Genomic DNA, 14,508 nt, shown 5'->3' with positions numbered 1-14,508 from the left:
AGAATTTGCCTGGCGGCTGTAGCGCGGTGGTCCCACCTGACCCCATGCCGAACTCAGAAGTGAAACGCCGTAGCGCCGATGGTAGTGTGGGGTCTCCCCATGCGAGAGTAGGGAACTGCCAGGCATCAATTTAAGACTCATTCGTGAGTCGTGACCTTTCAGGTGACATTGAAAGGGCGAAACACCCGAAGTCAGAACGGTTTTCTGATTTTGGTACAGAATCGGTGGAGCGGTAGTTCAGTTGGTTAGAATACCTGCCTGTCACGCAGGGGGTCGCGGGTTCGAGCCCCGTCCGTTCCGCCACCCTTTTAGGGGCGTAGTTCAATTGGTAGAGCACCGGTCTCCAAAACCGGGTGTTGGGGGTTCGAGTCCCTCCGCCCCTGCCAGAACACAATCCTTTGCTTCGGCAAAGGATTTTTTTTGTCCAAAATTTGGCATTTACCTCATAAATTCGTCAGTGAAAAGGGTTTGAGTTTCACTGCGCGACACTCAAACCCCTCTCAATTGCTTTATTGCGTCAATACTGGAAATTTAAGCAGCTGACGAATATGTGCTTGTTGATCGCTATTCTGCAGCCACACCGCATAGAGTGGACGAACGGCAACGGGTGTATCTGGAATAACCATCAAATCACTATAAATGCTGTGCCATGAATCCGGTAAAAACGCGCAGGCGCCGGTAGTGTGGAGTAATTCACGTGTCACATGCGCTGAAGTTGTGGTCAATACTGGCACATCATCACTGGATAAATAACTTTCATGTTGATGAAAATCCGCACCCCATTCCAGTTTAATGTAATCATATTTTTCACGTTTCTCAGTCTTACGTGCGCGGAAGAGCGCGAGTGAAATATGACCAATCTGTTGGCTGGTTAATTCATCCATTTTGGGCGCTTCGGTGGTGATTAAAAGGTCCAACTGACGCTCATGTAATTGCTTTACCAGCAAATGCCGTTGTGCGATACGTGCTTCAAGGTGAAGACTTTCACGATTATCATAAAGCGTTTTTAACCAAGGGGTTAGATAAGCTTCCCACAACGACGCGCTGGCACCTATCGATAGCTCATGATGCTGTTGTGTATGTGAAACTTCCTTTTTAGCCATCAGCCAGGTACTCATCAGGCTCTCTGCATAGGGTAATAAACGCTCACCCGCAGAAGTTAGCCGAATATTATTTCGATGACGGGTGAAAAGGTTGACTCCCAACTGATTTTCCAGCTGACGAATGCGAAAACTAACGGCAGATTGCGTGAGGTAAAGCGCTTCAGCAGCACGCCCGAAATGGCGTGTTCTGCTCACTTCGAGGAAAGTTTTCAGTAATTCCGTATCCACAGCATTCTCCCAAAAAATGTTTGTCGTACTGATTTAAATGTTTTGTTTTACACTCTGTCAAGCCTATCTAATACTCCGCGCCATAAATAGCACGGCCATAAGAGAGTCGGGAGCGTGTAAAATGGCGGATAGCTTCGCAACAACAAATCGTTTCTTTGATAACAAACATTACCCTCGTGGTTTTTCACGTCATGGTGATTTCACCATTAAAGAAGCTCAGCTTCTGGAACGCCACGGTTACGCCTTCAATGAACTGGACCTCGCCAAGCGTGAACCAGCGACTGAAGAAGAGCGTTCGTTTTTAGAAGTATGTCGTGGTCTGCGTGAGCCGCAAACGGAAGCTGAACGTGTCTGGTCGAAATATACCGCACGTATTAAGCGTCCTAAGCGTTTCCACACATTGTCTGGCGGTAAGCCGCAGATGGACACTGTGGAAGACTTTAGCGATAGCGATGATTAAAAAATAGCGGGGCTTCTAAAGCCCCGTTTTTTATTCCAGACTGTTGTGCAGAAAGATTAGCAACCGGTCAATGCTGCGATAACCCACCGCCTCCTGCAAATGCTGTCGTGAAATCGTCTCCTCCCCTGCCAAGTCGGCAATCGTCCTGGCGACTTTCAAAATGCGTTGCCACGCGCGCACAGAAAGACCCAGCGAATTCAATACAGCTTCCAGCCATATAGCATCGTCCTGTCTCAGTACACAGCACCGGGCAATCTCCGGATTAGATAAATGCGCGTTTATTTTGCCTGCTCGCTCAATTTGCCTCTGACGAGCAGCAAGGACGCGTTTAAGTACCGTCTCGCTGCTCTCACTGACTTCCTGTTTTTGACTTAAGGTTCCACTGGGTAGCAACGGGATTTCCAGAGACAGATCAAAGCGATCAAGAAACGGACCTGAGAGCCGGCTCAAATAGCGCAGCACCTGTTGCGGCGTGCATCGATTATGACTGCCTTGATAATGCCCGGTAGGGCTGGGGTTCATGGCGCCAATTAACTGAAAGCGCGCAGGATAAGTGACTTTGGCGCGTGTACGGGAAATCGCAATCTCGCCGGATTCAATGGGCTCGCGTAATGCATCCAGTACCTTGCGGTCAAACTCCGGGAGTTCATCCAGAAACAGGACGCCATTGTGCGCCAGAGAGATCTCACCAGGCCGGGGGATTGCTCCTCCTCCCACTAATGCATACAGCGAAGCGCTGTGATGAGGTGCTCTGAATGGCCTTCTGCGCCACTGATGATGGAGATTTCGGCTGCTGACCAGGCTATTAATCGCTGCGCACTCCAGCGCTTCCTGATCGTCTAAGGGCGGCATAATGCCGGGCAGGCGGGTCGCCAGCATGGTTTTCCCTGTGCCGGGCGGTCCAAGCAGTAACAGGTTATGCCCGCCAGCGGCAGTGATCTCCAGGGCGCGGCGTCCTTGTTCCTGACCGATGATTTCGCTGAGGTCCTGGCTTTCCTGTTGCAGCGCCTCAGGTTGAGAATACGCAACGGTGAGTGTCGAATGGTTATGCAGGAAAGCGCAGATCTCGAGCAGATGTTTACCGACGAGCGTTTCCCCTTGTTGGATCAATCCGACATCCCGTTGATTCTCTTCAGCTAACACCATCTGCCTGCCGGCTTGCAAAGCGGCCATCGCTGCTGGAATAGAGGCCTGAACGCCACAGAGCGCGCCGTTGAGTGCTAACTCCCCCAGGAACTCATAGTGCGCCAGTTTCGCGTCAGGAAGCTGCTCTGAGGCCGCGAGAATCGCAATGGCGATGGGAAGGTCGTAGCGCCCACCTTCTTTTGGCAGATCGGCAGGAGCCAAATTGATGGTGACGCGTTTAGCAGGGAAGGTGAATCCGCTATTGATAATGGCACTGCGTACCCGTTCCCGCGCTTCCTTCACCGTGGTTTCAGGCAAGCCAACCAGCGTTAAAGCGGGCAACCCCTTGCTGATATGCACCTCAACCGTTACCAATGGCGCCTGTACGCCGAGCGCCGCGCGAGTGAGAACCTTTGATAAAGACATAACCACTCCTTGTTGTCTTCATCATGCGAGGAGTAAATTCAGATTGCGAATGCGATTAAAAAACATCAGCGCCGGATTCCAGTGAATCAGCGGTTTTTACAATGTTTTCGCCGCAGTTGAGGTCGATATCGCAGAATTAACAGAGAGGTTTCGCAGTGTGCGTAATGAAAATTTTTCACAACTTAAAATAACCTTTAACTTACAAGGCGATAACCCGAGCCGATTGCTTACGTCATAAAAAAACATTATGAAAATAATTGTCAACGCGTAGATAACTATGGTAACTCTGTAGGTATTACTTCGAACAATCGAAAAAACAGACAACACATGAAAGCCCTTCTACAAGTGATTAGCCTAGTCGTGATTAGCGTGGTGGTGATTATTATCCCACCGTGCGGGGCATCGCTTGGAGAAAGAAAGGCTTAAAAATCAAGCCCGGAATTCCAAAAACCCCCGCACCGAAAGGTCCGGGGGTTTTTTTTCGACCTGGCTAAATATCAGCGAATCAGCGAGGAACAGATTATGAGCAGTAGCATAAAATTCTGTTGTTCCACCAGGAATACAGGAGAATAACGATGACAGGTGCACAGTGGGTAGTTCAGGCTTTACGCGCGCAAAGTGTCGACACAGTGTTTGGCTATCCTGGCGGCGCAATCATGCCAGTGTACGATGCGCTCTACGATGGCGGCGTGGAACACCTACTGTGTCGTCATGAGCAAGGTGCAGTGATGGCGGCAATTGGTTATGCCCGTGCCACCGGTAAAACTGGCGTGTGTATCGCCACTTCCGGTCCCGGCGCCACTAACCTGATCACCGGTTTAGCAGATGCGTTTATGGATTCCATCCCAGTTGTCGCGATCACCGGTCAGGTTTCATCTGCGTTCATCGGCACCGATGCCTTCCAGGAAATCGACGTTCTCGGCCTGTCATTAGCCTGCACTAAGCACAGTTTCCTGGTTGAATCCCTCGAAGATTTGCCTTCCGTGATGGCCGAAGCCTTTGCCATCGCCCAGTCTGGCCGTCCCGGTCCGGTTCTGGTGGATATCCCGAAAGACATCCAAATTGCTAGTGCCGATTTAACACCGCATTTGCTGCCGGTTGAAGAGGCGATCAGTCATTCGCCAGAGCATATCGCTGAAGCCCGCGCATTAATGGCGCAGTCGCATAAGCCAATGCTGTATATCGGCGGCGGTGTTGGCATGGCACAAGCGGTGCCTGCATTACGTGCCATGGCTGAAGCAACCGGTATCCCAACGGTGTCCACGTTGAAAGGTCTGGGAAGTGCAGACGCCAGCAGCGATCTCTATCTTGGCATGTTGGGTATGCACGGCACCAAAGCTGCCAACCTTGCCGTGCAATCGTGCGATTTACTGATTGCCGTTGGCGCGCGTTTCGACGACCGCGTCACCGGAAAGTTAGACACCTTCGCCCCGCATGCGAACGTCATTCATATCGATATCGATCCGGCCGAGTTGAACAAATTGCGTCGTGCGCACGTTTCGTTGCAAGGTGATTTGAACCGGGTGCTGCCCGCGTTGAGTATGCCGATGCAGATTGAGGGCTGGCGCACCGAAGTAAAAGCGATGAAAGCCGAGTTTGACTGGCGCTACGATCATCCAGGTGAGGCGATTTATGCGCCGCTGCTGCTGAAACAACTCTCCGATCGTAAAACGGACAGCGCGGTGGTGACCACCGATGTGGGCCAGCATCAGATGTGGGCTGCGCAGCACATGAGCTTCACTCAGCCAGAGAACTTCATCACCTCCAGCGGCCTGGGTACCATGGGCTTCGGACTGCCAGCCGCCATCGGCGCGCAGGTTGCTCGCCCGGAAGACACCGTGATCTGCGTGTCAGGTGATGGCTCAATCATGATGAATATCCAGGAACTGGGCACCATCAAGCGCGGTAAGCTGCCGGTGAAAATCCTGCTGCTGGATAACCAACGTTTGGGCATGGTGCGCCAGTGGCAGCAGCTGTTCTTTGATGGCCGCTACAGTGAAACCATCCTCACCGATAACCCCGATTTCCTTACGCTGGCCAGCGCCTTTGATATCCCAGGCCAGCACATTAGCCGTAAAGATCAGGTCGACGCCGCGATAGATGCTCTGCTGAACAGTGAAGGTCCTTACTTCCTGCATGTTTCGATTGATGAGCATGAAAACGTCTGGCCATTGGTACCGCCGGGTGCCAGCAACGCAAACATGATGGAGAAAACCGCATGAACCAGCATCAATTGTCTATCGAAGCCCGCTTCCGCCCTGAAATATTGGAGCGCATTTTGCGTGTTGTCCGCCACCGTGGCTTCCAGGTGTGCTCGATGAACATGGCATCTGCGATCAACGCTGAGAACATTAATATCGAGATGACCGTTGCCAGTCAGCGTTCGGTCGATTTACTGTCTTCGCAGTTAAGCAAACTTATGGATGTCGCTTGTGTCGAGATCCAGCAACAGACATCACAACAAATCCGCGCTTAGTCGCCAAAGGAAATAACAATGAGTACGAAGAAAGCAGACTTTATTTGGTTTAACGGGGAGATGGTTAAGTGGGAAGATGCCAAGGTCAGCGTCATGTCTCACGCACTGCACTACGGTACTTCAGTGTTTGAAGGCGTACGTTGCTACGACTCACACAAAGGCCCAGTGGTGTTCCGTCACCGTGAACACATGCAGCGTCTGCACGACTCCGCCAAAATCTATCGTTTTCCTATCGCCGCCTCTGTTGATGAGCTGATGGAAGCGTGCCGCGAAGTGATTCGCGTGAACAAACTGAAAAGCGCTTACATTCGTCCATTGGCGTTTGTTGGCGACGTAGGCCTGGGTGTGAACCCACCAGATGGCTACACCACCGACGTGATCATCGCTGCTTTCCCATGGGGTGCTTACCTGGGTGCTGAAGCACTGGAAAACGGTATCGATGCGATGGTGTCTTCATGGAACCGTGTTGCACCGAATACTCTGCCAACCGCGGCTAAAGCCGGTGGTAACTACCTCTCCTCACTGTTGGTCGGCAGCGAAGCGCGTCGCCACGGTTATCAGGAAGGTATCGCTCTCGACACCAACGGCTATATTTCAGAAGGTGCTGGCGAAAACTTGTTCGAAGTGAAAGATGGCATTCTGTTCACGCCGCCGTTCACTTCTTCAGCCCTGCCAGGTATCACCCGTGACGCCATCATCAAGCTGGCGATCGACCTGGATATCGAAGTGCGTGAGCAAACGCTGTCGCGTGAATCTCTGTATCTGGCTGATGAAGTGTTCATGTCGGGTACTGCGGCAGAAATCACCCCGGTACGTAGCGTTGACGGCATTCAGGTCGGTGCGGGCAAACGCGGTCCAGTGACCACCAAAATTCAGAGCGCATTCTTCGGCCTGTTCACTGGCGAAACCGAAGACAAGTACGGCTGGTTGGATCAAGTTAATCCATAACAAGACAGTTACGCGGGTGCAGCTGCGCCCGCGTCATATTTCAGACTGGAGTAAATAGAGCATGCCTAAGTACCGTTCTGCCACCACCACCCATGGTCGTAACATGGCGGGTGCACGCGCCCTGTGGCGCGCCACAGGAATGACCGACGCCGATTTCGGTAAACCGATTATCGCCGTGGTTAACTCATTCACCCAATTCGTGCCGGGCCACGTGCACTTGCGCGATATGGGCAAGCTGGTGGCTGAGCAAATCGAAGCCGCCGGTGGTGTCGCCAAAGAGTTCAACACCATCGCGGTGGATGACGGTATCGCCATGGGTCATGGCGGCATGCTGTATTCACTGCCTTCGCGCGAGCTGATCGCCGATTCCGTGGAGTACATGGTGAACGCGCACTGCGCCGATGCCATGGTGTGTATCTCTAACTGCGACAAAATCACCCCCGGCATGCTGATGGCGTCACTGCGCCTCAACATCCCGGTGATCTTTGTGTCCGGCGGTCCGATGGAAGCCGGTAAGACCAAACTGTCTGACAAAATCATCAAGCTGGACCTGGTTGATGCGATGATTCAGGGTGCTAACCCGAACGTCAGCGATGAAGACAGCGATAAAATCGAACGCTCTGCGTGCCCAACCTGTGGTTCTTGTTCAGGGATGTTCACTGCGAACTCGATGAACTGTCTGGCCGAAGCGCTGGGTCTGGCACAGCCAGGCAACGGTTCACTGTTGGCGACCCACGCCGACCGTAAAGAGCTGTTCCTCAACGCCGGTAAGCGCATCGTTAGCCTGACCAAAAAGTATTACGAGCAGGATGATGAGCGCGTACTGCCACGCAACATCGCCACCAAAGCGGCATTTGAGAATGCGATGACGCTGGATATCGCCATGGGCGGTTCCACCAACACCGTTCTGCACCTGCTGGCAGCGGCGCAGGAAGGCGAAATCGAATTCAACATGTCAGATATCGACCGCCTGTCGCGCAAAGTACCGCACCTGTGCAAAGTGGCACCGAGTACGCCGAAATATCACATGGAAGATGTGCACCGTGCGGGTGGCGTTGTCGCGATTCTGGGCGAGCTGGATCGTGCCGGGCTGATCGATACCAGTGCGCGCAACGTTCTGCAGCAGAGCATGCGTGAGACCCTGGATCAGTACGACATCATGCTGACCCAAGACGAAGCGGTGAAGAAAATGTTCCGCGCGGGCCCAGCCGGCATCCGTACCACCCAAGCCTTCTCACAAGACTGCCGTTGGGACACACTCGATGATGACCGTAAAGAGGGTTGTATCCGTACTCGTGAGCACGCCTTCTCTCAGGATGGCGGTCTGGCCGTGCTGTACGGCAACATCTCAGAAGATGGTTGTATCGTCAAAACCGCCAGCGTTGATGCTGAGCTGCTGACCTTCAAAGGTCCAGCCAAAGTTTATGAAAGCCAGGATGACGCGGTAGATGCGATCCTTGGCGGCAAAGTTGTGGCGGGCGATTGCGTGGTGATCCGTTACGAAGGGCCAAAAGGCGGTCCGGGCATGCAGGAAATGCTCTATCCAACCACCTATCTGAAATCCATGGGCTTGGGTAAAGCTTGTGCGTTGATCACCGATGGTCGTTTCTCTGGCGGTTCTTCCGGTCTCTCTGTCGGTCACATCTCACCTGAAGCGGCGAGTGGCGGTACCATTGCGCTGATCCAGGATGGCGACATGATTGAGCTGGATATCCCGAACCGTCGTATCCATCTGGATCTGCCAGACAACGAAATCCACGCTCGTCGTGAAAAAGAGTTGGCGCGTGGCGAAGCGGCCTACACCCCGCACAACCGCGAACGTGCCGTCTCCTTCGCGCTGCGTGCTTATGCATCACTCGCGACCAGCGCTGATAAAGGCGCGGTACGCGATAAGTCCAAGCTGGGAGGCTAACAACTGATGGCTGAGTCTCAACCGCTACCCGCGTCGCCTAACGGCGCGGAGTATTTGCGCGCAGTGCTGCGTGCGCCTGTGTACGAAATTGCGCAGGTGACGCCGCTGCAGAAAATGGAAAAAATTTCATCGCGTCTCGGCAACACCATTCTGGTGAAGCGTGAAGATCGCCAGGCAGTGCACAGCTTCAAGCTGCGTGGGGCATATGCGATGATTGCCGGACTGACCGAAGAGCAAAAAGCACGCGGCGTGATTACGGCTTCGGCCGGTAACCACGCACAGGGTGTGGCACTTTCGGGGAGTCGGCTTGGCATCAAATCACTGATTGTGATGCCGGTGGCCACGGCGGACATCAAGGTTGATGCAGTGCGCGCATTTGGCGGTGAGGTTTATCTGTTTGGTGCTAACTTCGACGAGGCAAAAGCCAAAGCCATTGAGCTGGCCGAGCAGCAGGGTTACACCTTTGTGCCACCGTTTGACCACCCGGCAGTCATTGCCGGGCAGGGCACGCTGGCCATGGAACTGCTGCAACAAGATGCGCATATCGATCGCGTATTTGTACCGGTCGGCGGTGGCGGTCTGGCGGCGGGTGTGGCGGTGCTGATCAAACAGCTGATGCCGCAGATCAAAGTGATCGCGGTGGAGTCGGAAGACTCAGCCTGCCTGAAAGCGGCACTGGATGCGGGCGAGCCGGTTGATCTGGCGCGCGTCGGTTTGTTTGCTGAAGGTGTGGCGGTGAAGCGCATTGGCAGCGAAACCTTCCGTCTGTGCAAAGAGTATCTCGACGACATCATCACCGTGGACAGTGATGCCATCTGCGCGGCGGTGAAAGATCTGTTCGAAGATGTGCGTGCGGTGGCGGAACCTTCGGGTGCGCTGGCGCTGGCGGGCATGAAGAAGTACATCCAGCAGCACGACATCAAAGGCGAGCGCCTCGCGCACGTCTTGTCGGGCGCCAACGTCAACTTCCACGGCCTGCGCTATGTGTCGGAACGGTGTGAAATTGGTGAACAGCGCGAAGCGTTGCTGGCGGTCACCATTCCGGAACAGCAGGGCAGTTTCCTGCGTTTCTGTCAGACGCTGGGTGGCCGTTCGATCACCGAGTTCAACTATCGCTATGCGGATGCCGATAACGCCTGCATCTTCGTCGGGGTGCGCTTAACGCGCGGTCTGGAAGAGCGCAGTGAGATCATCAGCCAGCTCAGCGAAGGTGGCTACCAGGTGGTGGATCTGTCAGATGATGAGATGGCGAAGCTGCACGTGCGCTACATGGTCGGCGGTCGTCCATCGAAACCGCTGCGCGAGCGCCTGTTTAGCTTTGAGTTCCCGGAAGCACCGGGCGCGCTGCTGAAGTTCCTGCAGACGCTCGGCGCACACTGGAATATCTCGTTGTTCCACTATCGCAGCCACGGTACCGATTTTGGTCGCGTGCTGGTGGCCTTCGAAGCCAACGATCAAGAGCCGGATTTCGAAACCCATCTCACGGCGCTGGGCTACGAATGGCACGATGAAGCGAACAACCCGGCGTTCCGTTTCTTCCTCGCCGGGCAGTAACTACAGCAGGTTCCAGAAAGCACTGATAAGCGGCTCCCCGAGCCGCTTTTTTTGTACGCACACGCCCAGTTCCAGCGGCGCGACCGACTCCACATTCTCCAGCGTCAGCACGCGATTACGCACCGGCTCCGGGCTGTTCTCCAGCACCACATCCGGCAGCAGCGCAATGCCACATCCCAGCGCTACCATCGATACAATCGCCTCATGGCCAGAAACCGTGGCGTAAATTTGTGGATTGGAAATGCGATGGCGACGGAACCACAAATCAATGCCGCGCCGCACCGGGCCTTGTTCCGGCACGATAAACGGAATCTGCGACCAATCAGGTTGCGCCTGTGTGGCCTGGCTGCGCACCGCACACGGCAGCGCGGGCGCGATCAGCACCAGCGGAAGAATGGCGAGCGGTGTGAAGTCGATGCTGGCGGGCAGCGATTCCGGACGTCCGGCAATGGCCAAATCTGCCTCGCCAGATTGCACCATCTCAATTGCGTCGGCGGCATCGCCGGTGGTGAGTTTGATTTCCACCTGCGGATGTTCGGCGCGGAAGCGATCGAGAATCGGCGGCAAATGGCTGTAAGCGGCGGTCACCGAGCAAAAAATGCGCAGCTCGCCGCTCAGTGAAGGGCCGTTCAGATCCATTACGTGGCGCAGCTGTTGATATTGCAACAAGGTTTGCTGAGCAAATTGCTTAAGGCGCTCGCCGGCTTCAGTGAGCGTCACGGTGCGGTTATCACGCAGGAACAGCGCGTGACCGACATCTTCCTCAAGGCGCTGAATCTGGCGAGAGAGCGTGGAGGGACTGACGTGCATAGCACGCGCGGTGCGACCAAAGTGACAGCTTTCGGCCAGATGAAGAAAGAGCTTCAAGTCTCGTAAATCCATGCGCGTTTCACCTCAACGTGTTGTTGCAAATTCTGCAATGTGACCTTGCTAATATATCAATTTAAGCAATGGATTTCCTGTCATATGATGGGGTCATTCGCGGCACTGAATACGGTGCTGTTACCGAACAAAAGCAAACACAACATCTAACCGGAGTACCCATGGCTAACTACTTCAACACATTGAATCTGCGCAACCAGTTAGCGCAGTTAGGCAAATGTCGTTTCATGTCACGCGATGAATTCGCGGATGGCGCTAGCTTCCTGAAAGGCAAGAAAGTCGTTATCGTTGGCTGTGGCGCTCAGGGTCTGAACCAGGGCCTGAACATGCGTGATTCCGGTCTGGATATCGCTTATGCACTGCGTGCTGAAGCGATTGCTGAGAAGCGTGCTTCTTTCCGCAAAGCGACCGATAACGGTTTCAAAGTGGGTACTTACGAAGAGCTTATCCCACAGGCGGATCTGGTGGTTAACCTGACGCCAGACAAGCAGCACTCAGCGGTAGTTAAAGCGGTACAGCCTCTGATGAAAGATGGCGCAGCGCTGGGCTACTCACACGGTTTCAACATCGTTGAATCTGGTGAAACCATCCGTAAAGACATCACCGTGGTGATGGTAGCACCGAAGTGCCCAGGCACCGAAGTGCGTGAAGAGTACAAGCGTGGTTTCGGTGTGCCAACCCTGATCGCGGTTCACCCAGAAAACGATCCAAAAGGCGAAGGCCTGGCAATCGCTAAAGCCTGGGCTGCTGCAACCGGCGGCGACCGTGCTGGCGTGCTGGAATCTTCCTTCGTTGCTGAAGTGAAATCTGACCTGATGGGCGAGCAGACTATCCTGTGCGGTATGCTGCAGGCCGGTTCTCTGCTGTGCTTCGATAAGCTGGTGGCTGAAGGTCACGACGCGGCTTATACCGAAAAACTGATTCAGTTCGGCTGGGAAACCATCACCGAATCACTGAAATTCGGTGGCATCACCCTGATGATGGATCGCCTGTCTAACCCGGCGAAAATCCGTGCTTACGCACTGTCTGAGCAGCTGAAAACCATCATGGCTCCGCTGTTCCAGAAGCACATGGATGACATCATCTCTGGCGAATTCTCTTCCGGCATGATGGCTGACTGGGCGAACGACGACAAAAACCTGCTGACCTGGCGTGAAGAGACCGGTGCAACTGCATTCGAGAACGCACCACAGTTCGAAGGTAAAATCGACGAGCAAGAGTACTACGACAAAGGCGTTGTGATGGTTGCCATGGTGAAAGCGGGCGTTGAGCTGGCCTTCGAAACCATGATCGATGCAGGCATCATTGAAGAGTCTGCTTACTACGAATCACTGCACGAGCTGCCGCTGATCGCGAACACCATCGCACGTAAGCGTCTGTATGAAATGAACGTGGTTATCTCTGATACCGCAGAATACGGTAACTACCTGTTCTCCTTCGCGGCAGTACCGCTGCTGAAAGAGTTCATGACCACGCTGCAGCCAGGCGATCTGGGCAAAGCGATTGAAGGCACTCAGGTTGATAACGCACAGCTGCGTGACGTTAACGAAGCCGTTCGTCAGCACCCAATCGAAGCGGTTGGCCGCAAACTGCGTGGCTACATGACCGATATGAAACGCATCGCGGTTGCTGGCTAATCCCCGCACGACACCGTTTTCAGCACAAGAAGAACCCCGGCTTGCCGGGGTTTTTTTATGCCTGATCAGATAGGTTTCTCACACTCAGACACGACAAAACACCATTGAGCCGTAACGCATGGCGATCACGCAGTCCGGGGCTGCTTAGGGTCTGGCGTCCTCGCGCCGCTAACGCGGTGCCCTCATGTCATTCGCCCGTATCTCAATTCCGACCCAATAAAAAACCCGGCCTGAGCCGGGTTCATCATATCAATCTGCAACCATCACACCGCTTCGTACAGCGTCTGATGGCGCGTCTCTTTACAGGCAATCAGCGCAATCAGCGTCAGCACGGCCATGGAAGCCAGATAAAAACCGACCGCCTGCAAACCGTAGTTAGCGTTCAACCATGTTGCAATATAAGGCGCAACCGAGGCACCGAGAATTGACGACAGGTTATAGGAGAACGACGCGCCGGTATAACGGACTTCGGTCGGGAACAGCTCTGGCAGCAGCGCACCCATCGGCCCAAAGGTGAGACCCATAATGCTCAGGCCCAGCAGCAGGAAGCCCATCACCAAAATCTGTGAGCCTGAACCCAGCAGCATCGGGAACATCAGTGCGAAGGCAATGATCAACAAAGTAATGGTGATCATGGTGCGACGACGGCCATAGCGGTCTGCCAGCAGGCCCGCAATCGGTACCATCACACCAAAGCCAATCACCGCCACCATCAGCATCCACAGGAAGCTATTACGGGAAAAGCCTAAGCCCGCTGGCGCCGGTGCAGTGCCGTAACTCATCGAGTACACGGTCATGATGTAGAACAGCGTATAGGTCGCCAGCATGATGAAGGTGCCAAGAATCGTAGCGGTCAGATGCTTGCTCAGCAGCGTACCGATCGGCATTTTGACCTGCTTGTTCTCTTTCTGCACTTTGGCAAACACCGGGCTTTCATGCAGCGAAACGCGCACATAAAGGCCAATCAGTACCAGTACAGCAGAAAGGATAAACGGCACACGCCAGCCCCAGTTCATGAACTGCTCATCGGTCAGCAGCCAGGAGAGCAACAGGAAAGTACCGTTGGCGAAGAAGAAGCCAATTGGCGCGCCAAGCTGCGGGAATGAACCATAGAGCGCACGTTTTTTCGCTGGCGCATTTTCGGTTGCCAACAGAGCGGCGCCGCCCCATTCACCACCAAGACCCAGGCCCTGACCAAAGCGCGCCAGCGCCAGCAGCAGCGGAGCAGCAACGCCAATGGTTTGGTATCCAGGCAGCAGACCGATCAATACGGTAGAGACGCCCATGGTCAGCAGCGATGCCACCAGGGTGGCTTTACGGCCTACACGGTCGCCAAAGTGACCGAACAGCGCAGAACCAATCGGGCGCGCGACGAAGGCGATAGCAAACGTAGCCAGCGACTGTAGCGTTGCCACGGTGGCATCACCCTGCGGGAAGAAAATATGCGGAAAGACGATGACGGCCGCAGTGGCATAAATATAGAAATCGAAGAATTCGATCGCGGTGCCGACAAGCGATGCCACGACCACTTTGCCGCGTGAGTTTACGGGCGTGTCGTCGTGTTTTTTGTCGAGTGTTTCTGTGATGGAGGCTTGCATGACTGTTTCTTAATTGTAAATGTAGACAGAGAATCTTACGCACCTGTTTTGCGGCATTCAATGATGAAAACCCGCGCCAGAACAGGCATTTTCGGCGAAAAAGTGGATAATTTCTGAGTTGCGGCAATCGGCGGGTGATGGGAACGGGAAGTGTCACTT

General features: G+C 54.2%; 12 protein-coding genes, 2 tRNA genes and 1 rRNA gene. 11 read left to right on the top strand and 4 right to left on the bottom strand.

The features are described 5' to 3' along the window. The first annotated feature begins 8 nt into the window (after nucleotides 1-8). The 3 genes from rrf (at nucleotide 9) to CRO33_RS21065 (ending at nucleotide 386) form a co-directional block, all read left to right on the top strand. Nucleotides 9-124 (top strand): 5S ribosomal RNA (rrf, locus tag CRO33_RS21075). Between the two features lie 102 nt (nucleotides 125-226). Further along, a tRNA-Asp gene (locus CRO33_RS21070) sits at nucleotides 227-303 on the top strand. A gap of 7 nt (nucleotides 304-310) precedes the next feature. Continuing rightward, nucleotides 311-386 (top strand) — tRNA-Trp (locus CRO33_RS21065). Between the two features lie 123 nt (nucleotides 387-509). Here the strand turns inward: CRO33_RS21065 and hdfR are convergent. After that, nucleotides 510-1,331, bottom strand: a complete 822-nt coding sequence (hdfR, locus tag CRO33_RS21060) for an HTH-type transcriptional regulator HdfR (protein ID WP_097119464.1) — start codon at nucleotides 1,329-1,331, stop codon at nucleotides 510-512. 121 nt (nucleotides 1,332-1,452) lie between these two features. Between hdfR and CRO33_RS21055 the strand changes: the two genes are divergently transcribed. Next, nucleotides 1,453-1,791, top strand: coding sequence for a DUF413 domain-containing protein (locus tag CRO33_RS21055; protein WP_034820034.1), 339 nt, complete (start codon nucleotides 1,453-1,455; stop codon nucleotides 1,789-1,791). Nucleotides 1,792-1,821: 30 nt separating this feature from the next. On the opposite strand, the gene CRO33_RS21050 is transcribed toward CRO33_RS21055, so the two are convergent. Then, nucleotides 1,822-3,342 carry a YifB family Mg chelatase-like AAA ATPase gene (locus CRO33_RS21050; protein WP_097119463.1) on the bottom strand — a complete coding sequence of 507 codons (1,521 nt, stop codon included), beginning with the start codon at nucleotides 3,340-3,342 and terminating at the stop codon, nucleotides 1,822-1,824. Between the two features lie 327 nt (nucleotides 3,343-3,669). Between CRO33_RS21050 and ilvL the strand changes: the two genes are divergently transcribed. From ilvL to ilvA, 6 genes are all read left to right on the top strand, one after another. Then, complete coding sequence (ilvL, locus tag CRO33_RS21045; protein WP_071531048.1) at nucleotides 3,670-3,768, top strand: ilv operon leader peptide; 99 nt, start codon at nucleotides 3,670-3,672, stop codon at nucleotides 3,766-3,768. A gap of 149 nt (nucleotides 3,769-3,917) precedes the next feature. Further along, entirely contained in the window at nucleotides 3,918-5,564 is a 1,647-nt protein-coding gene (gene ilvG, locus CRO33_RS21040) for an acetolactate synthase 2 catalytic subunit (protein WP_097119462.1), read from the top strand. Continuing rightward, nucleotides 5,561-5,818, top strand: a complete 258-nt coding sequence (gene ilvM / locus CRO33_RS21035) for an acetolactate synthase 2 small subunit (protein ID WP_034820026.1) — start codon at nucleotides 5,561-5,563, stop codon at nucleotides 5,816-5,818. Before ilvG ends, ilvM begins: the two co-directional genes overlap by 4 nt. 18 nt (nucleotides 5,819-5,836) lie before the next feature. Further along, on the top strand, nucleotides 5,837-6,766 hold the full coding sequence (locus tag CRO33_RS21030) for a branched-chain amino acid transaminase (RefSeq protein ID WP_097119461.1): 930 nt from the start codon (nucleotides 5,837-5,839) through the stop codon (nucleotides 6,764-6,766). Nucleotides 6,767-6,827: 61 nt separating this feature from the next. Beyond that, the gene (gene ilvD / locus CRO33_RS21025) at nucleotides 6,828-8,678 is read left to right on the top strand and encodes a dihydroxy-acid dehydratase (protein ID WP_097119460.1); all 1,851 of its coding nucleotides are present in this window, start codon (nucleotides 6,828-6,830) and stop codon (nucleotides 8,676-8,678) included. Nucleotides 8,679-8,684: 6 nt separating this feature from the next. Further along, nucleotides 8,685-10,232, top strand: coding sequence for a threonine ammonia-lyase, biosynthetic (ilvA, locus tag CRO33_RS21020; RefSeq protein ID WP_097119459.1), 1,548 nt, complete (start codon nucleotides 8,685-8,687; stop codon nucleotides 10,230-10,232). Here ilvA and ilvY read toward each other — a convergent pair whose 3' ends face one another. Beyond that, nucleotides 10,233-11,114, bottom strand: coding sequence for an HTH-type transcriptional activator IlvY (gene ilvY / locus CRO33_RS21015; RefSeq protein WP_097119458.1), 882 nt, complete (start codon nucleotides 11,112-11,114; stop codon nucleotides 10,233-10,235). A gap of 161 nt (nucleotides 11,115-11,275) precedes the next feature. On the opposite strand from ilvY, the gene ilvC reads away from it, so the two are divergent. Then, entirely contained in the window at nucleotides 11,276-12,751 is a 1,476-nt protein-coding gene (gene ilvC / locus CRO33_RS21010) for a ketol-acid reductoisomerase (RefSeq protein ID WP_097119457.1), read from the top strand. Between the two features lie 263 nt (nucleotides 12,752-13,014). Here the strand turns inward: ilvC and CRO33_RS21005 are convergent, their stop codons facing one another. Next, nucleotides 13,015-14,349, bottom strand: coding sequence for an MFS transporter (locus tag CRO33_RS21005; protein WP_034820002.1), 1,335 nt, complete (start codon nucleotides 14,347-14,349; stop codon nucleotides 13,015-13,017). Nucleotides 14,350-14,508 lie beyond the last annotated feature (159 nt).

This window comes from Pantoea sp. GL120224-02 (assembly GCF_900215395.1).
In the GTDB taxonomy this organism is placed as follows: domain Bacteria; phylum Pseudomonadota; class Gammaproteobacteria; order Enterobacterales; family Enterobacteriaceae; genus Pantoea; species Pantoea communis.
The sequence above is the reverse complement of the archived record's forward strand: the minus strand, read 5'-3'. Positions and strand labels throughout refer to the sequence as shown.